At 72.4% G+C, this 18,400-nt stretch carries 17 protein-coding genes and 1 rRNA gene; 14 read left to right on the top strand and 4 right to left on the bottom strand.

What is annotated here, in order from left to right; all coding sequences use genetic code 11:
• The 9 genes from rrf to ACF07N_RS11535 all read left to right on the top strand — a co-directional run.
• A 5S ribosomal RNA gene (rrf, locus tag ACF07N_RS11575) occupies positions 1–95 on the top strand; the annotation flags it as partial.
• A 61-nt stretch (positions 96–156) separates the two neighbouring features.
• On the top strand, positions 157–801 hold the full coding sequence (locus ACF07N_RS11570; protein ID WP_392111028.1) for an HAD family hydrolase: 645 nt from the start codon (positions 157–159) through the stop codon (positions 799–801).
• Between the two features lie 76 nt (positions 802–877).
• The gene (locus ACF07N_RS11565) at positions 878–2,095 is read left to right on the top strand and encodes an MFS transporter (protein ID WP_392111025.1); all 1,218 of its coding nucleotides are present in this window, start codon (positions 878–880) and stop codon (positions 2,093–2,095) included.
• The gene (locus ACF07N_RS11560; RefSeq protein WP_392111022.1) at positions 2,046–3,218 is read left to right on the top strand and encodes an acetoin utilization protein AcuC; all 1,173 of its coding nucleotides are present in this window, start codon (positions 2,046–2,048) and stop codon (positions 3,216–3,218) included. The genes ACF07N_RS11565 and ACF07N_RS11560 overlap by 50 nt, the downstream gene beginning before the upstream one ends.
• Positions 3,219–3,317: 99 nt before the next feature.
• Positions 3,318–4,133: a phosphatase gene (locus tag ACF07N_RS11555; protein ID WP_383336097.1), complete on the top strand. Its 816-nt coding sequence runs from the start codon at positions 3,318–3,320 to the stop codon at positions 4,131–4,133.
• Positions 4,134–4,262: 129 nt separating this feature from the next.
• Positions 4,263–4,475: a helix-turn-helix domain-containing protein gene (locus ACF07N_RS11550; RefSeq protein WP_157842153.1), complete on the top strand. Its 213-nt coding sequence runs from the start codon at positions 4,263–4,265 to the stop codon at positions 4,473–4,475.
• 156 nt (positions 4,476–4,631) lie between these two features.
• Positions 4,632–4,730, top strand: a complete 99-nt coding sequence (locus ACF07N_RS11545; RefSeq protein ID WP_003948845.1) for a 30S ribosomal protein bS22 — start codon at positions 4,632–4,634, stop codon at positions 4,728–4,730.
• A gap of 211 nt (positions 4,731–4,941) precedes the next feature.
• On the top strand, positions 4,942–6,003 hold the full coding sequence (locus ACF07N_RS11540; protein WP_383336098.1) for an NAD-dependent epimerase/dehydratase family protein: 1,062 nt from the start codon (positions 4,942–4,944) through the stop codon (positions 6,001–6,003).
• A gap of 14 nt (positions 6,004–6,017) precedes the next feature.
• Entirely contained in the window at positions 6,018–7,076 is a 1,059-nt protein-coding gene (locus tag ACF07N_RS11535) for a lysophospholipid acyltransferase family protein (RefSeq protein WP_392111018.1), read from the top strand.
• Positions 7,077–7,156: 80 nt separating this feature from the next.
• On the opposite strand, the gene ACF07N_RS11530 is transcribed toward ACF07N_RS11535, so the two are convergent.
• The 3 genes from ACF07N_RS11530 to ACF07N_RS11520 form a co-directional block, all read right to left on the bottom strand.
• Positions 7,157–8,404 (bottom strand): DUF5667 domain-containing protein, encoded by a 1,248-nt coding sequence (locus tag ACF07N_RS11530; protein WP_392111015.1) that lies wholly within the window; start codon positions 8,402–8,404, stop codon positions 7,157–7,159.
• A gap of 236 nt (positions 8,405–8,640) precedes the next feature.
• Positions 8,641–9,411 (bottom strand): ECF subfamily RNA polymerase sigma factor, BldN family, encoded by a 771-nt coding sequence (locus ACF07N_RS11525; protein ID WP_031117141.1) that lies wholly within the window; start codon positions 9,409–9,411, stop codon positions 8,641–8,643.
• Between the two features lie 348 nt (positions 9,412–9,759).
• Complete coding sequence (locus ACF07N_RS11520) at positions 9,760–10,677, bottom strand: HAD family hydrolase (protein ID WP_383336101.1); 918 nt, start codon at positions 10,675–10,677, stop codon at positions 9,760–9,762.
• Positions 10,678–10,846: 169 nt separating this feature from the next.
• Between ACF07N_RS11520 and ACF07N_RS11515 the strand changes: the two genes are divergently transcribed.
• The 5 genes from ACF07N_RS11515 (at position 10,847) to ACF07N_RS11495 (ending at position 16,639) form a co-directional block, all read left to right on the top strand.
• Positions 10,847–11,116 (top strand): glutaredoxin family protein, encoded by a 270-nt coding sequence (locus tag ACF07N_RS11515; protein WP_383336102.1) that lies wholly within the window; start codon positions 10,847–10,849, stop codon positions 11,114–11,116.
• A 312-nt stretch (positions 11,117–11,428) separates the two neighbouring features.
• Positions 11,429–12,193 carry a redox-sensing transcriptional repressor Rex gene (locus ACF07N_RS11510; protein WP_363122645.1) on the top strand — a complete coding sequence of 255 codons (765 nt, stop codon included), beginning with the start codon at positions 11,429–11,431 and terminating at the stop codon, positions 12,191–12,193.
• Positions 12,190–13,944, top strand: a complete 1,755-nt coding sequence (locus ACF07N_RS11505) for a glutamyl-tRNA reductase (protein ID WP_392111010.1) — start codon at positions 12,190–12,192, stop codon at positions 13,942–13,944. The genes ACF07N_RS11510 and ACF07N_RS11505 overlap by 4 nt, the downstream gene beginning before the upstream one ends.
• Entirely contained in the window at positions 13,941–14,936 is a 996-nt protein-coding gene (hemC, locus tag ACF07N_RS11500; RefSeq protein ID WP_383336104.1) for a hydroxymethylbilane synthase, read from the top strand. Before ACF07N_RS11505 ends, hemC begins: the two co-directional genes overlap by 4 nt.
• A complete protein-coding gene (locus ACF07N_RS11495) occupies positions 14,933–16,639 on the top strand; it encodes a uroporphyrinogen-III synthase (RefSeq protein WP_383336656.1) in 1,707 nt (568 codons plus the stop codon). The genes hemC and ACF07N_RS11495 overlap by 4 nt, the downstream gene beginning before the upstream one ends.
• A gap of 237 nt (positions 16,640–16,876) precedes the next feature.
• Here ACF07N_RS11495 and ACF07N_RS11490 read toward each other — a convergent pair whose 3' ends face one another.
• Entirely contained in the window at positions 16,877–18,265 is a 1,389-nt protein-coding gene (locus tag ACF07N_RS11490) for an FAD-binding oxidoreductase (RefSeq protein ID WP_392111006.1), read from the bottom strand.
• Between the last annotated feature and the right edge of the window lie 135 nt (positions 18,266–18,400).

The following is an 18,400-nucleotide window of genomic DNA, read 5'->3' as shown; positions in this document are numbered from 1 at the left end:
AAACGCCCGGTTACATTCCGAACCCGGAAGCTAAGCCTTACAGCGCCGATGGTACTGCAGGGGGGACCCTGTGGGAGAGTAGGACGCCGCCGAACAATCATTGGGAAAACCCCCGTATCGAAAGATACGGGGGTTTTCTGCGTTTAGGGTCGACGTATGCGCTATGACCTCGTGATCTTCGACAACGACGGTGTGCTCGTCGACAGCGAGCCCATCTCCAACGGGCTCCTGGCCGCCTATCTGACCGAGCTCGGGCACCCGACCACCTACGAGGACTCCCTGCGCGACTACATGGGCGCCGCCATGCACCGCGTGCACGACCTGGTGGCCGAACGGACCGGGCAGCGGCTGCCGGCCGACTTCGACGACGTCTTCCACGCCCGGGTCTTCGCGGCCTTCGAGCAGGAGCTCAAGCCGGTTCCCGGTGTCGAGGAGGTGCTGCAGAAGCTGGTCGCCGACTCCGTGCCGTACTGCGTGGCGTCGTCCGGGAGCCATGAGCGGATCCGGGTGGGGCACCGGACGACGGGGCTCGACCGGTGGTTCGACGAGGGGCGGATCTTCAGCTCGCAGGACGTGGGCCGGGGGAAGCCGGCGCCGGATCTGTTCCTGTACGCGGCCGAGCGGATGGGGGTCGCTCCGGAGCGGTGTGCCGTCGTCGAGGACAGCCCACTGGGGGTGCAGGCGGCGATGGCGGCCGGGATGGACGTGTACGGGTTCACCGCCATGACGCCGGCGGAGCGGCTGGCCGGGGCCGAGCGGCTCTTCTCCGACATGGGAGAGCTGCCCGGCCTGCTCACGTGACACCGGCGGAAGCTGAACCGAATTCATCTTTGACCGGATCTACCCACCGGTAGGCCGGGGCCCTACGCTCGCCGCCATGACTGATGTGCTGCGGCGCGGCAGGGGCTCGCTGGCGTTCGGCTTCCTCGTGCAGGGAGTCGCCTTCGCTCTGCTCGTGACGCGGATTCCGGCCATCCAGGACCGGTACGGCGTCTCCGACGCGCTGCTGCCGGCGTTCCTGGCCGCCGTGCCCGTCCTCGCCGGGGTCGGCAGTGTGAGCACCGAGCGGCTGGTGAAGCGCGTCCCGCCGAGCCGGCTGCTGCGGTGGTCGCAGCCCGTCGTGCTGCTGGCGCTGCTCGGGGTCGGCGCCGGCGAGCGGCTGGGGGAGCTGGCGGTGGCGCTCGCCGCGTTCGGGCTCGCCGTCGGGATGCTCGACGCGTCGATGAACATGCTCGGCGTGAGCCTGCAGCGGTCGTACGGGCGCAGCATCATGCTCAGTTTCCACGCGGCCTACAGCCTCGGCGGGATCGTCGGGGCCTCGCTGGCGTGGGCCGGGGCGCACTGGGGGCTGGCGCTGTGGGTGTCGTATCTGCCGGTCGTGGCCGTGCTGCTGCCCGCGGTGCTGCTGGGGAGCCGCTGGTACGTCGACGACCGGAGCCCGGCGCCCGTGGAGGGGGACAAGGGCGGCGAGGGGCAGGTCGTCGTCTTCAGGTGGCTGCTGCCGCTGTGTCTGGTGATGACCGTCGCCTACATCGGGGACTCCACCGTTTCCAACTGGAGTGCCAAGTATCTGCAGGACGTGCTGGGCAGTTCGGAGCAGATGGCGACCGTGCCGTACAACGTGTACATGGTCACCACGCTGCTGGGGCGGGCGATCGGGGACTTCGGGGTGCGGCGGTTCGGGGCGGTGGCGGTGGTGCGGGGCGGGGCGCTGGTGGCCGCGGTGGGGTTCGCCGTGGTGGCCGGGGCGCCGGGGGCGTGGGTGGGGATGCTGGGGTTCACGCTGCTGGGCCTGGGGCTGTGCGTGCTGGTGCCGCAGACCTTCGCCGCGGCCGGGAGGCTGTTCCCGGGGGCTTCGGACGCGGCGGTGGCGCGGCTGAACATCTTCAACTACGTGGGGTTCCTGGTCGGTTCGCCGTTGGTGGGTGCGCTGGGCGATCTGTGGAGCTACCGCGGGGCCATGCTCGTGCCGATGGTGTTGGTGCTGGTGACGCTGGTGTACGCCCGGTCGTTCGCGCCTCGGCCGGACCGATACGGTGGCGGGCATGAGCGGCCGCGCACAGCTGATGTGGGACGAGGCAGTAACGGGCTATGACTTCGGCTCGGGGCATCCGATGGACCCGGTCCGGCTCGCCCTGACCCGGAGGCTGGTCGACGCCTTCGGGCTGGACCGGGAGGTGGAGGTGGTCGCCGCGAAGGCGGCCGGGGAGTCGACGCTGCGGCTCGTCCACCGGGAGGACTACATCGCGGCGGTGCGGGCGGCGTCGGCGGATCCGGGTGCGGCGGACCAGTCGTACGGGCTGGGGACGATGGACGATCCGGCGTTCGCGGGGATGCACGAGGTGTCGTCGCTGATCGCCGGGCAGTCGGTGGGGGCGGCGGAGGCCGTGTGGCGGGGTGAGGCGCTGCACGCGGTGAACTTCGCGGGCGGACTGCACCACGCGATGCCGGGCGGCGCGTCCGGGTTCTGCATCTACAACGACGCCTCGCTGGCCATCGCCCGGCTGCTGGAGCTGGGGGCGGAGCGGGTCGCGTACGTCGACGTCGACGTGCACCACGGGGACGGGGTGCAGGCGGCGTTCTGGGACGATCCGCGGGTGCTGACGATCTCGCTGCACGAGCACCCCCGGACGCTGTTCCCGCAGACCGGGTGGCCGGAGGAGACCGGCGCGGAGTCGGCTGAGGGCTCGGCGGTGAACGTGGCGCTGCCGGCCGGGACCGGGGACGCCGGGTGGCTGCGGGCGTTCCACGCGGTGGTGCCGGAGCTGATCGCCGACTTCCGGCCGCAGGTGCTCGTGACGCAGCACGGGGCGGACACGCACTTCGAGGACCCGCTGGCCCACCTGGCGGTGTCGCTGGACGCGCAGCGGGCGGTGCAGGTGGCCTGTCACGACCTGGCGCACGAGCACGCCGGCGGGCGCTGGGTGGCCCTGGGCGGGGGCGGCTACGCGGTGGTGGACGTCGTGCCGAGGTCGTGGACGCATCTGGTCGCGATCGCGGCGGGCAGGGACGTGGCGCCCGAGACGGTGATCCCCGAGAGCTGGCGGCAGGAAGTGTTCGCCCGGACGCGGCAGTTGGCGCCCGCGCGGATGACGGACGGCCGCTGGCCCGTGCGGTGGGCCGGCTGGGAGGAGGGCTACGACCCGGCCGACCGGCTGGACCAGGCGGTGCTGGCGACCCGGCGGGCGGTGTTCCCGCTGCGCGGCCTGCTGGCGTGAGCGGCCCGGTGCGGGACGGGCCTCGGGAGGGCTACGCCGACCGTGCGGTGTTCCGGCGTTCCGGGGACATGTGAGGGCCCGGTCGCGCACGATCGCCGTGTGCTGACCCCCGAAGCCCTTCGTGCACATCTGGTCGGCGCGCGCCTGGCCGGGGTCGTGGCGACCACGCGGGAGGCGAGTCTGCGCCGCTACCGTCTCTTCGCCGCCCGGGACCCGCGCGTGCTGCTCGGGATCGATCCGGAAGGCGCCTGGGACCAGCGGGACGTGGTCGCGTTGATGGCCGACCGGTGTGGCGTGCCGGCCGATCTCCGCCGGACGTCCGGCCAGGACGTGATCGACCCGGGCCGGACGGTGGCCGCGCTGGACGCCTTCGCGGACCGTCTCGCCGAGGCGGCCCGGCGGGGCACGCCCGTGCTGCTCGGTACCGGTCACCCGCACCGGCTGCTCGGTTTCTACGCCGCTCTGGCAGACGCGCTGTCGGCGGCGGGATGTGCCGTCCTCACCCCCGCGCAGGGTCGCTGTGTCGACATAACGACCCGGTTCGGTCTACGCACGTACAACCTCGCCTACGTACGAGGAGTCGCGCTGGTGCGGGCCCCCGGCGGGGAACGCCCCGGTTGTGAGCCCGGCGCACATACGCACTCACCCCTCCCGGTTCGTACCGTCCTGGCCGCCGCCGCAGAGGCGGGAGGGCCTCTGCCCGGGTTGGTCATCGGGGACCACGGCTGGGTCTGCGGGGCAGGTCAGCTGGGGTTCGAGGCCATCGGGCCGGCCGATGCGGACGACCCCGCGCCGTTCGTGGGGGAGGCCGAGGGGTCCGTGTCCGTCGCCGTTCCACTTGATGACGGCGTGCGGTCCGATTACTACCTGCCGCTTACCCGCTACGTACTCAATCGGGCGTGTCTGTCACAGTAGGCCGCCGATGGGTGCACCTCTTCCCCACTCGCATCACCCGCCCCTACATTGGGGAGTGAGCACGCAGCGACGAAGAGTCACCGGAAGGGGAAGCCGGTGGCCGTCGAGTGCGGAAGGTTCAGGTGTGTCATGGCTGCAGCTGGCGAGAGGCCTCTGAACGAGGTTCAGTTCCTTACCGTGGCGGAAGTCGCCTCGGTGATGCGAGTGTCGAAGATGACCGTGTACCGGCTGGTGCACAGCGGTCATCTGCCCGCGATCCGTGTGGGGCGGTCCTTCCGCGTCCCGGAGCAAGCGGTTCACGAGTACCTCCGCGAGAGTTACGTGGGGGTGGACACCGCCTGACGGCTGGGGCGGGGTGGTCCCTCACAGGGCACTCGGGATCACTCCGGCCCCCTCGATTACGACCTCAGCGCTCGGGCGGGTAGGCTAGCCCCTCGTAGGTCGTGTGGGCCCATGGCGCCCAAACAACCGAGTGATGAGAAGTGAGCGAGGGTAGTCGTGGGCTCTGTTATCAAGAAGCGGCGCAAGCGGATGGCTAAGAAGAAGCACCGCAAGCTGCTCAAGCGCACGCGCGTTCAGCGTCGCAACAAGAAGTAAGTTCGCGACGCGGACGCCGCGACAGCGTTGCTGTGGCCCCCCACCACCGGTGGGGGGCCACACGCATGTCCGCCCGGCGCCCTCGTACGTCCGGCTGGCTTCCGTCACTTCGCGCCTCGTGCGGTCCTCACAGGGCGGCACCGACCCGCTAAGTTGGCTGCACGGGGGAACGCGGCGGGACAAGAGGTTTTCTGGAAGGAAGGCGCTGATCTTGGGCAAGGTCGTGCTCGTCACCGGAGTGGCCCGCCAGCTGGGGGGCCGGTTCGTCCGGCGGATCCAGCGTGACCCCGAGGTGGACCGGGTCGTCGCCGTGGACGCGGTGCCGCCGGAGCACCACCTGGGGGGCGCGGACTTCGTCCAGGCCGACATCCGGCAGCCCGGCATCGCCCGGGTGCTCGCCGAGACCGGCGCCGACACGATCGTCCACCTCGACGTGACGGGCACGCCGCTGGGCAGCGGCAACCGGGCCTCCCTGAAGGAGACCAACGTCATCGGCACCATGCAGCTGCTCGGTGCCTGCCAGAAGTCCCCGGCCGTGCAGCGGCTGGTCGTGAAGTCCAGTACGAACGTCTACGGTTCGGCACCGCGGGATCCGGCCGTGTTCACCGAGACGACCCCGCCCAAGTCCCTGCCCAGCGGCGGCTTCGCCAAGGACACCGTCGAGGTGGAGGGCTATGTGCGGGGCTTCGCGCGCCGCCGGCCCGACGTGGCGGTCTGCGTGCTGCGGTTCGCCAACATCCTCGGCCCGGCCGCGGACACCCCGCTCGCCTCGTACTTCGGGCTGCCGGTGCTGCCGACGGTGTTCGGCTACGACCCGCGGCTGCAGTTCGTGCACGAGGACGACGTGATCGAGGTACTGCGTCTGGCCTCGCACGAGCCGCGGCGGGGCACCCTCAACAGCGGCACCTTCAACATCGCCGGCGACGGCGTGCTGCTGCTGTCCCAGTGCTCCCGGCGCCTCGGGCGTCCCACCGCGCCCCTGCCCCTCCCGGCGGTCACCTGGGCGGGCACGCTGGTGCGTACGCTGGGCATGTCGGACTTCTCGCCCGAGCAGATCCGGCTGCTCACCCACGGCAGGGTCGTGTCGACGGTCCAGATGCGCGAGACGCTGGGATTCCAGCCCAAGTACACCACCGCGGAGACATTCTCGGACTTCGCCCGCAGCCAGGGCCCCGGACTGCTTCCGCCGGAGGCCGTGGCGGCGGCCGTCGACCGGATCGCCGCCCTGCCCCTCGCGGGCGGTGGCCGGCCCCCGACGCAGAGCGCCAACTGAGGAGCGCATCAACGATGGCGGACGCCAAGGTCATTCCGTTCGACGACGACCGGTCCCGGGGGAGCGCCGCGCAGCGCCCCCAGCGGCGCCGGAGCGGGGGGAACCGCCGCGCGGGCGCGGAGTCCGCGCCGGTCCGGGAGGTGCAGCCCCTGCCCACCAGGGCCGCTGAGCAGGATGATGTTCCGGTGACGGCAGAGGAACAGCGGTCGCCGGGGCGGGTCCCGGACGGCGAGGACGGCCTGGAGAGGCGGATCGCGGGCGGCCTGTCCTTCCTGCGCCGCCGCCTCACCGGTGACTACGAGGTCGACGACTTCGGCTACGACGAGGAACTCACCGACCAGGTCCTGATGTCCCTGCTGCGCCCGGTGTACGAGAAGTACTTCCGGGTCGAGGTGAAGGGCGTCGAGAACATCCCCTCGGAGGGCGGCGCCCTGATCGTCGCCAACCACTCGGGGACGCTGCCGATGGACGGCCTGATGATGCAGGTCGCCGTGCACGACAACCACCCGGCGGGCCGGCACCTGCGGCTGCTCGCCGCGGACCTGGTGTTCATGCTGCCGGTGGTCAACGAGCTGGCCCGCAAGCTCGGTCACACCCTGGCGTGCGCCGAGGACGCCTCCCGGCTGCTGGAGCAGGGCGAGCTGGTCGGGGTGATGCCGGAGGGCTTCAAGGGCCTCGGCAAGCCGTTCTCGGACCGCTACAAGCTGCAGCGCTTCGGCCGCGGCGGTTTCGTCTCCACGGCCCTGCGCGCCGGGACGCCGATCATCCCCTGCTCGATCGTCGGGGCCGAGGAGATCTACCCGATGATCGGCAACGCCAAGACGGTGGCCCGGCTGCTGGGCTTCCCGTACTTCCCCCTCACGCCGACCTTCCCGTGGCTGGGCCCGCTCGGGGCGATCCCGCTGCCGACCAAGTGGACGATCCAGTTCGGCGAGCCGATCCCGACGGACGGCTATCCGCCGGAGGCGGCCGAGGACCCGATGCTGATGTTCAACCTGACCGACCAGGTCCGGGAGCAGATCCAGCACACGCTGTACAAGCTGCTGGTGCAGCGGCGTTCGGTGTTCTTCTGATCCCGCGCTCTTCCGATCCCGCGCGTACGACGACGAGGGCGCCCCTTGCCGGAAGGGGCGCCCTCGCTGTCATGCCGCCGTCAGTCGGCGTCCTCGCTGTCGATGCCCAGACCGGGCAGCAGGCCCGGCAGGAGCGGCGGGAGCGTCACATCCGGCTCGGGGGCGGGAGTGGTGCCGTCCGCTGACGGTGAGGTGCTGGACTCGGTGTCCTTCGGCGGGTCGAGCAGGCCGCCGGTGCTGCCGCCGAGCAGGCCGTCGTCGTCCTTGCCGGAGCCGGCCGAGCGGCTGGGGCTGCCGCTGCCGGTACGGCCTTCCTCGCTGTGGCGGCCGCCGCCGTCGCTGGGGCGCGTCGAGCGGTCGCTGCCGGAGGAACCGCTTGGCGCCGACTCGGAGGCGCCCTGCCGGCTGCCGTCGCCGCCGCCGGTGACCGGGGGCTCGGGCAGCAGGGACCGCAGCGGGGCGACGTCCTCCTCTATGGCGTCGAACACCGACGACACCTGGTCGCTGACGTCCCCGAGCTGGACGGGGAGTCTCTCGCGCAGTTCGCCCCAGGCCGCGCGGTGGGAGCGGGAGAACGCCGACAGGGCCTGGATGGGGCCGAGCGAGTCCGGGTCGCGCTGGTACGCCTCGCTCAGCAGCCGGTGGCCCTCGGAGGCGTCGTGCCGCATCCCGGACAGGGCGCGGCGGATCTCGCCGAGGGACTCGTGGTCCAGGGGGCCGCTGCGGCCGCGCTCCATCAGCCGGCGGGCTTCGCTGAGGCGCGTGGAGGCGTGGTCGAGGTAGACCCGGCCGCGCTCGTCCGCCCCGTCGGCGAGGCCGAGCTTGACGTCCTCGATGCCGCGCTTGAGGCCGTAGAGCGAGTCGCCGGGCAGGGCGTCCGAGCTGGCGGCGGAGACACCGCCGAAGGCGCTCGCGGCCACGCCGACGCTCAGTCCGCCCGCGGTGAGGCCCTTGGCGAGCCGGGACCGCGGCCGGAACTTCTTCAGGGAACTCGCGCGGTGGGCGCCGCGGGCGCGGGTGGAGCGCTGCTCGGGGACCGCGCGGTCCGTCGCCCCGCCTCCCGCGGTGCCCTCCTGGAGCATGGCCTCGAACGCGGCCACCAGCTGGGCCCGCTGGACGACCTTGATCTCAGGATCCAGCTCCGGCTTGGGCAGCGCGCCGAGACCGGAGGCGAGCGCCAGCAGGCGTGCCCCTTCGGTCGCTTCCGCGGCTGCCGGGGCCGGTGCCGAACCCTCGGACTGCTCGGCCGCCGTGCCCGGCTCGGACTGCTCCTCCAGGGCCTGGGCGAAGGCGTTCGCCCGCCGGTGCGCCGATACGTTCGCGATCACTGGCGGCACCTCCTCTCGTCATCACGGTCGACTCCCCAGGGGGTCCTGAGGGTTGCACGCCCTGACCACGACCACACGATCGGGTGATCGAACTCGGCCAGGGGGTGACCACAGGGAGCCTGCATCCCGCACAACGAGCGGCACGGCACTTGGGTTACGGACGCCGGAGGATCGGATGTCGAAGTCAACCGGCTTTTACGGAGGGTGAGTTGACGGTCGCCGTGCGTGCGGGGCGGTCAGCGGGCGTCTTCCGGGAGGAGCCGGGCGAGGGTACGGACGGCCCGGTACTGGAGGGTCTTGATGGCGCCCTCGTTCTTGCCCATCACGCGGGCGGTCTCCGCGACGGAGAGGCCCTGAAGGAAGCGGAGCGTCACGCACTCCTGCTGCTGTGGGTTGAGCCGGCGCACCGCGTCGAGCAGGGCGGCGTTGGACAGGGACTCCAGGACGGAGTCCTCGGGGGAGCGCTCGACCTCGTTGGCGTCGAGCATCTCGCCGGTGGTGACCTCCAGCCGGAAGCGGCTGGACTTGAAGTGGTCCGCGACGAGGTTGCGGGCGATGGTCACGAGCCAGGCGCCGAAGTCGCGGCCCTGCCAGGTGAACGTGCCGATGCGGCGCAGGGCGCGCAGAAAGGTCTCACTGGTGAGGTCCTCGGCGGTCGCCTTTCCTCCGACCCGGTAGTAGATGTACCGGTACACGGTGTCGCTGTACTGGTCGTAGAGGCGGCCGAAGGCGTCGGCCTCGCCGGCCTGGGCGCGCTCGACGAGGTCCATCATCCGGGCGCTGTCGCTGTCCGCCGCCGGGCGGCGGGCGGTGGCCGCCCCGGACGGGCGGCCTCGTCTGCCGACCGCGGCGCTGCCGTCGGCCAGTGCGTAGCACGGGCCGACGGGCGCGGCGGTGGCGAATGCGGGGACGGCGTACGCGGTGGGGACGAAGCCGCGCAACAGGTCGAGGACCGTTGCGCGCAGCGTAGCCAGGCCCGAGGCGTCAACCCCGACGTGTGGGTACACGGGACTCCCAGAGGCAGAGCTTCCATCACGTGCAGTGCGGGACCTTTCACCCGTCGTAGCGACGGAGGGGTACCGGTTTGCGTCTGAGGAGAATAACGCTTCGTGCAGGCCCTGCTACACCGAGTTGCTCAAATCATCGATTGCGTCGCTTCCCTAACCGAATGACGCCCGATCAAGTACCGGGGTATGAGCGATTGTTGATCGGAACGGTTCGGATCGGGGCGGAGTCCAGGGCGTGTTGTGGCCGTGTCCAGCCAAGAGGACTGGACACGGGGTTGTGGGGGTACGCCAGTTGGATTTACGGGGTTTGTCATCCCGTAAACGAAGGTGTCCCGCTTTGATCGGCCGTCAGCGGCGGCGGCGGTGCAGGGCGATGGCGGCGGCCGTGCCGCCCGCCACCGCGCCGACCCCCGCGGCGGCGGGGATGCCGACCTTCGCGGCCTTGCGGCCGGTGCGGTAGTCGCGCAGGCGCCAGTCCAGCTCGCGGGCGTGCTTGCGCAGCTTGGAGTCGGGGTTGATGGCGTAGGGGTGGCCGACCAGGGAGAGCATCGGGATGTCGTTGTGCGAGTCGCTGTAGGCGGCGCAGCGGCGCAGGTCGAGGCCCTCCGCGAGGGCGAGGGCGCGGACGGCCTCGGCCTTGGCGGGGCCGTGCAGCGGCTCGCCGACGAGTTTGCCGGTGTAGACGCCGTCGACGGACTCGGCGACGGTGCCCAGGGCGCCGGTCAGGCCGAGGCGGCGGGCGATGACCGTGGCGATCTCTACCGGGGCGGCCGTGACCAGCCACACCTTCTGCCCGGCGTCCAGGTGGGCCTGGGCGAGGGCGCGGGTGCCGGGCCAGATGCGCTCGGCCATGTACTCGTCGTAGATCTCCTCGCCGATCGACTGGAGTTCGGCGACGCGGTGGCCCTTGACGATGGACAGGGCCGACTCGCGGGCCTCCTGCATGTGCTCGGGGTCCTCGACGCCGGCCAGCCGGAACCACGCCTGCTGCCAGGCGAAGCGGGCGAGCTCGCGGGTCTCGAAGAACTTCCGTTTGTACAGGCCCCGGCCGAAGTGGAACAGGGCGGCGCCCTGCATGACGGTGTTGTCCAGGTCGAAGAAGGCGGCGGCCCGGTCGTCGCCGTGCACCGGGAACTGCGGTTCCTCGGTCGTGCCTGCGACTTCCTGGGAGGACTTGCGTGCTGCCTCCGCCGAGGCCTCGCCTGCCAAAACGCTCCGCGCCGTGGCGGAGCGCCTACGGGGGGTGAGCCATCCGAGAGCGGCCATGGCGTGAGCATAGCCAGTTTGTTCGGGGGTTCCGGAGTCGAGAGGTTTGGACCCTGTGAACTCTCGGCGAGCGTGCCGTTAAAGATGCCGTGCGGGACGGGCGCGTCCGGCGTGTCCGCTGGTCCCGCGAGGGTCTTCCCCTCGTTCGCGGGCGCGCGACAATGGCGGAATGAGCCCTCTCTTCCGTCGCAAGCCCCCTCGGGACCGGCTCGTCACGCTGATCCGCAAGCCCGGGTGTCATCTGTGTGATGACGCACAGGTCGTCGTGGAGAAGGTGTGCGGTGACCTCGGCGTCCCGTGGGAGCAGAAGGACATCACCGAGGACCCGGAACTGCACGACCGGTACTGGGAACAGATCCCCGTCGTGCTGGTGGACGGCGACCAGCACACGTTCTGGCGCGTGAACGAGGAGCGCCTGCGCAGGGCGCTGACCGACTGAGCCGGCCGGTGCACCGACTGACCGAGCAGTACAAAGTGGCCGGAACGTCGCTTAGGATCGATGGCGACTTGGTCTCGGGGGCGGGATTCACTGAGGAAGTGTGTGGTTTTGCCCCCAGAAGACAAGGAACGGTGGTGCCTGTGCGCCGGTTCCCCACACGTGCGCCGGGGGCGCGTGAGCCCGGTCACGTTGGGCGGGCAAATCGGACACCATCTTTGTGCACGCGTTCACAAAGACATAGCCTGCATTCGACGGGGCGGTCATGTAGGGACGTATGACCGCCTACAGCCCCGCTCTACCCGCAGGAGCACCGTGGCAACTGGCCGAACTCACCGACCGGCGACCCGCAGCCGAGGGATTCCCGAGGCCACCGTCGCCCGGCTTCCGCTGTACCTCCGCGCGCTGACCGCACTGTCGGAGCGCTCGGTGCCCACGGTCTCCTCCGAGGAGCTCGCGGCCGCGGCGGGGGTCAACTCCGCGAAGCTGCGCAAGGACTTCTCGTACCTCGGCTCGTACGGCACCAGGGGTGTCGGCTACGACGTCGAGTACCTCGTCTACCAGATCTCCCGCGAGCTGGGGCTCACCCAGGACTGGCCGGTCGTGATCGTCGGTATCGGCAACCTGGGCGCCGCCCTCGCCAACTACGGCGGGTTCGCCTCCCGCGGATTCCGGGTCGCCGCGCTGATCGACGCCGACCCGGCCATGGCCGGCAAGCCCGTCGCCGGGATCCCGGTGCAGCACTCCGACGACCTGGAGAAGATCATCCAGGACAACGGCGTGTCGATCGGTGTCATCGCCACCCCCGCCGGCGCCGCCCAGGCCGTCTGCGACCGGCTCGTGGCCGCCGGTGTCACCTCCATCCTGAACTTCGCGCCGACCGTGCTGTCCGTGCCCGACGGCGTCGACGTGCGCAAGGTCGACCTCTCCATCGAGCTGCAGATCCTCGCCTTCCACGAGCAGCGCAAGGCCGGCGAGGAGGCCGCCGCCTCCGACGGCGGTGTCCCGGCCGCCGCCGCTCGCAGCGAGTCCGCCGACCAGGGACCCGACGGGGACATGCCCGCCGTGATGCCGGCATGAGCCTCCTCGTCGTCGGACTCAGCCACCGCAGCGCCCCGGTCAGCGTCCTCGAGCGGGCCTCGCTCAGCGCGGACGCCCAGGTCAAGCTGCTCCAGGACACCGTCGCCGCCGAACCGGCGAGCGAGGCCGCGGTGCTCGCCACCTGCAACCGCATCGAGCTCTACGCCGACGTGGACAAGTTCCACGCCGGGGTCGCCGAGCTGTCCACGCTGCTCGCCCAGCACAGCGGGGTCGGCCTGGAGGAACTCACTCCCTATCTCTACGTGCACTACGAGGACCGGGCCGTCCACCACCTGTTCGCGGTGGCCTGCGGCCTGGACTCGATGGTCGTCGGCGAGGGGCAGATCCTCGGCCAGATCAAGGACTCCCTGGCCCGGGCGCAGGAGCTGCACTCCGCCGGCCGGCTGCTGAACGACCTGTTCCAGCAGGCCCTGCGCGTCGGCAAGCGCGCCCACTCCGAGACCGGCATCGACCGCGCCGGCCAGTCCCTGGTCACCTTCGGCCTGGAGCAGCTGGCCCGCGGCGGCGACGTCCAGGAGTGGGCCAAGGGCAAGAAGGCCCTGGTCATCGGGGCCGGGTCGATGTCCTCGCTGGCCGCGGCCACGCTCGCGCGGGCCGGGGTCGCCGAACTCGTCGTCGCCAACCGCACCTTCGACCGCGCCGAGCGGCTCGCGCAGATCCTGAGCGAGGGCGACGACACGGACGTGCTGGCCCGCGCGGTCCCGATGGAATCGGTGCCGGTCGAGCTGACACGTGCCGACGTCGCCGTCTCCTGCACCGGCGCGACGGGCCTGGTCCTCACCGCCGAGGCGGTCGCCCGGGCCGTCGAGGGCCGTGCGCCCGTACCGCCGGCCGGCGGCGACGGACCGGAGGCGCCGGGCGGAACCGGAGGCGCGGCCGGGCCGGGCACGCGTCCGGGCGCGCAGCCCGCGACCGGCCCCGGCGGCGACGAGGGCTGCCCGCTGGACCTCTCCGCGGTGCAGGGCACCGCCGGGTTCTCCGTGCTGGGCGAGGCCGCCGTGGCCGGGATGGCCGCCGCCGACCTGGAGCAGCACGCGGCGTGGGTCGACAACGGCACGGCCGGCGGCGGCCAGCGGGCCGCGGCCCCGGCGCGCCCCGGCACGCTCGACCCGGCCGCCGACACCGAGGCCATCGCCGCGCTCGCCGCGACCGTCGCCACCGTCGGGCGCATCCCCGAGCGGCGCCGGCCCGAGCCGGCCGAGGAGCCGCAGCGGCCCGAACCCGTGCTGTTCCTGCTGGACCTCGCCATGCCGCGCGACATCGACGCGGCCGCGCACCGGCTGGCCGGGGTGCGGCTGGTGGACATCGAGTCGCTCGCGGAGGCCTCCGCCGACGCTCCGATGGCTGCCGATGTGGACCAGGTCCGGCGTATCGTCTCCGACGAGGTCGCGGCCTTCGGGGCGGCCCTGCGGGCCGCGCACATCACGCCGACCGTGGTCGCCCTGCGCACCATGGCCGCCGATGTCGTGGCCAGCGAGATCGCCCGCCTGGACGGACGGCTGCCCGGCCTCGACGACAAGCACCGGGCGGAGATCACCCAGACCGTGCGGCGCGTGGTCGACAAGCTGCTGCACGCGCCGACCGTGCGGGTCAAGCAGCTCGCGGCCGAGCCCGGCGGCGCCGGGTACGCGGACGCGCTGCGCACCCTGTTCGACCTCGACCCCGAGACGGTGGCCGCCGTCTCCCGGGCCGAGGACAGCACCACCCAGAGAGACCGAGGCCCGGCATGACTGACAAGGCGCTGAGGCTCGGCACCCGGCGGAGCAAACTCGCCATGGCCCAGTCCGGGCAGGTGGCCGAGGCCGTGACCCGGGTGACCGGGCGGCCCGTGGAACTCGTCGAGATCACCACGTACGGCGACGTCTCGCGTGAGGCGCTCGCCCAGATCGGCGGCACCGGCGTGTTCGTCACCGCCCTGCGCGACGCGCTGCTCAGGGGCGAGGTCGACTTCGCCGTGCACTCGCTGAAGGACCTGCCGACCACGCAGCCCGACGAACTCGTCGTGGCCGCCGTGCCCGAGCGCGAGGACCCGCGCGACGTGATCGTCGCCCGGGACGCGCTGAAGCTCACCGACCTGCCCTCCGGGGCCCGCATCGGCACCGGTTCGCCGCGCCGCGCGGCCCAGCTCAACGCGTACGCGCGCAGCCACGGCCTGGACATAGCGACGGTCCCGATCCGCGGCAACGTCGACACCCGCATCGGGTTCGTGCGCAAGGGCGAGCTCGACGCCGTCGTGCTGGCCGCCGCCGGGCTGAACCGGATCGGCCGCGGCGACGAGGTGACCGACTTCCTGTCGGTCGACACGGTTTTGCCCGCCCCCGGCCAGGGGGCCCTGGCGATCGAGTGCACCGCGGCCGACGCGGACCTCGTCGCCGCGCTCGCCGAACTCGACGACCCGTTCACGCGGATCGCCGTGACGGCCGAGCGGTCACTGCTCGCCGCCCTGGAGGCCGGCTGCAGCGCCCCCGTGGGCGCGCTGGCCGACCTGCCCCCGCTCTCGGCTCCGCTGGAGCGCGGGGACCCCCAGGCCGACCTGCAGACTTTCAAGGAAATGCGCCTGCGCGGCGTCGTCGGGACCACCGACGGCACGCGCATGGTGCAGCTGTCCACCACCGGTCCCGTGCCCGAGACGCACGACGGGGCAACGGCGCTCGGTCGCGAACTCGCGGCCGAGATGCTCGCCCAGGGCGCGGCCGGTCTGATGGGGGAGCGAGCACAGTGAGCCCCACCGCCCTTTCCGCCGGTCCTGAACACGGGCACGTCACCTTCCTGGGTGCCGGACCCGGAGATCCGGGACTGCTGACTCTGCGCGCCGTCGAGGCACTGGCCAACGCGGACGTTCTCGTCGCCGAGCACGAAGTGCTCGACGTCGTACGTCAGCACGCCAGGCAGGGCGTCTCCGAGGTGCACACGGACGCGGATCCTTCCCAGGAACCGGCTCCGGGCACAGGAACGCCCCAGCTGACGGTAGTTGACGGCACGTCAACCACCGCGCCCGTCCCCGTGGTGCGGGATGCCGCACATCTTGTCATGGAGGCCGCGCGGGGCGGCAGGCGGGTCGTGCGTGCGGTGTCCGGTGACCCGGGCCTCGACACGTACGCGGCCGAGGAGATGCTGGCCTGCGCCGCCGCCGGGGTGCCCTTCGAGGTGGTCCCCGGGGTCGCGAGCGTCGTCGGCGTGCCCGCGTACGCCGGTGTGCCGCTGCGCGACGCGCAGGGCGCGGACGTGCGGTTCGTCGACGCGCGGACGGCCTCGGACCGGTGCTGGACGGAGGTGGGCGCCTCGGACGGCACGGTCGTCGTCTCCACGACGCTGGACTCCGTCGCGGCGGCGGCCGGCGAGCTCGTCTCCGCCGGGCGCAAGCCGGACACCCCGATGACGGTCACCGTCGCCGGGACGACCACCCGGCAGCGCACCTGGACCGCCACGCTCGGCACGATCGCGCAGACGCTGAAGCAGGCCAAGGTGCTGCCCTCGCCCGAGGGCGGCCGGCCGGTGATAGCCGTGGTCGGGGAGCGTTCCGCCGCCGCCCAGCGCGACCAGCTCGCGTGGTTCGAGTCCAAGCCGCTGTTCGGCTGGAAGGTGCTCGTGCCGCGGACCAAGGAGCAGGCGGTGTCGCTCTCCGACCAGCTGCGGTCGTACGGGGCCGTGCCGCACGAGGTGCCGACGATCGCCGTCGAGCCGCCGCGCACGCCCCAGCAGATGGAGCGCGCGGTCAAGGGCCTGGTCACCGGCCGCTACGAGTGGATCGCCTTCACCTCGGTGAACGCGGTCAAGGCCGTGCGGGAGAAGTTCGAGGAGTACGGGCTCGACGCACGCGCCTTCGCGGGCATCAAGGTCGCGGCCGTGGGCGAGCAGACCGCCAAGGCGCTGATCGCCTTCGGCGTGAAGCCGGACCTGGTGCCGAGCGGCGAGCAGTCGGCCGCCGGGCTGCTGGAGGACTGGCCGCCCTACGACCCGGTGTTCGACCCGATCGACCGGGTCTTCCTGCCGCGCGCCGACATCGCCACGGAGACGCTGGTCGCCGGGCTGATCGAGCTCGGCTGGGAGGTCGACGACGTCACGGCCTACCGGACCGTGCGGGCCTCGCCGCCGCCGGCGGAGACCCGCGAGGCGATCAAGGGCGGTGGCTTCGACGCCGTGCTGTTCACGTCGTCCTCCACCGTGCGGAACCTGGTCGGCATCGCCGGCAAGCCGCACAACGTCACGGTGATCGCCTGTATCGGCCCGGCCACGGCGAAGACCGCCGAGGAGCACGGGCTGCGGGTGGACGTCATGGCTCCGGAGCCGTCCGTGCTCAAGCTGGCCGAGGCGCTGGCCGACTTCGGCGCGAAGCGGCGGGCCGCGGCGCTGGAGGCCGGCGACCCGGTCACCCGGCCGAGCGAGCGGCGGCCGGGGGCGCGGCGGCGTCGGTCGACGACCTAGGCGCCTGCCCGGCCGGTGGCGGCCGGTGGTGTGGGCGGGCTGCTCGGTTGGTGGAGGCCGGTGGCCCGGGCCTATCCGCCCGGCTGGTGGCGGCCGGTGACCCGGCCGGACTGCCCGGCTGGTGGCTCGGTGACCCGGGTGGACCATCCGGCCGGTGGCTCGGTGCCCCGGGTGGACCATCCGGCCGGTGGCTCGGTGGCTCGGTGGCTCGGGCGGATCCGCCCGGGCGGGCTGCGGCTACGCGGGGGTCACCGCGTGGCCGTAGCGCAGCAGGTTGTCCGGGTCGTAGGTGGCCTTGTCGTGGCGCAGGCGTGTGTAGACCTCCGGGGTCCAGGCGCGGGCGATGTCCTGTTCGTCGCCGGGCGTGCCGTGGATGTTGACCATGGTGCGGCCGGTGCCGTACGGGGCCATCGCCGTGTAGAGGCGGCGCGTGGCCTGTTCGACGGCCTCGGCCACGGGCGGCGCCGGGATGATGCCGACCGACTCCATGAAGTACCGGGCGTCGCGGGCGCAGACGGCGTCCTCCACGGGGGCCGGGCGGGCGAGCGCGCCGCCCATGTGGCGCAGCGAGGCGACCAGCAGGGGATGGCCGGCGCCCGCCGAGGGGCCGATCTGCTCCAGGAACGCGGCCATGGCCTCGGGGGGCAGGTCGCGCAGGAGCATGCAGCACTCCCGGGCCGGCAGCGGGTCCTGCGGTTCCATGTGGATGCGGTCCAGGGCCGCGTAGTCCATCTCCTCCACCAGGTCGACGGCCACGGGGGCCGCTCGGCGCAGCGGGGCGATCAGTGCCTCGCCCTCGGCCGTGTCGCCCGGCCAGGCGATCGCCACCCGGGCCCAGAAACCGCCGCGCAGGGGCTCCGGGATCTGGGGGATGGGCGGCAGGCGGAGCACCGAGAACATGCTGCCCATCGCGTCCGGGACCGTGCGGGTCCAGTCCGACCAGGCGTGCAGCACGGCCTCCGCGTGTGCGGCGTCGTAGTGCAGGCCGCCGCCGTAGAGGCGGGCGAGCGGGAGCAGTTCGGTGACCAGTGAGGTGACCACCCCGACGTTGCCCTTGCCGCCGCGCAGCGCCCAGAACAGTTCCGGTTCGTGGTGGGCGTCCGCCTCGCGCAGGCGGCCGTCCGGGGTGACGACCTGGAACGAGCGGACCAGGTCGGCGGCGTAGCCGTAGGCCCGGCCGAGGACGGGCAGTCCGCCGCCGAGGGTGTAGCCGATCACGCCCGCGTCGGTGGAGGTGCCGCAGAGTCCGGCCAGGCCGTGCGGCGCGCAGGCCGCCATCACGTGGCTCCACTTGGCGCCCGCGGCGATCCTGGCGGTGCGGGTGGCCGGGTCGACCTGGACGTCCGTCATACGGGACGTGGTGATCAGCAGGCCCTGTGCGATGGGGAAGTTGGCGCCGTGGCCGGTGGCCTGGACGGCGACGGGGGTGTGGGTGGCGTGGGCCCAGCGCATCGCGGCGACGACGTCGTCGGTGCCGGTGGCTCCCACGACGACGTCCGGGGTGTGCAGGGAGGCCAGGTTGAAGCCGGTGACCTCGTCGGCGTAGGCGTCGTCGCCGGGGCGCAGGACGGGGCCGGAGATCTCCGAGAGGGCGAAGAGGTCGGGGGTGCGGTGGGGGGCGGTCATCGCGTCCTCCGTGGGGGCGGGTACGGAGGGACGGCGGCGGCGAGGGGGTGGCGGGCCGTCGGGGTCCTGTCCTTGTCTCCTTGCTGATTTCAGGATGGACCCCGGGGGTTGCGGGCGCATGGCGGGGCCGTGCGG

It is taken from the genome of Streptomyces sp. NPDC015242 (genome assembly GCF_043079125.1).
In the GTDB taxonomy this organism is placed as follows: Bacteria; Actinomycetota; Actinomycetes; order Streptomycetales; family Streptomycetaceae; genus Streptomyces.
Note: the sequence above shows the minus strand (reverse complement) of the source record. Positions and strands in the feature narration are given on the sequence as shown.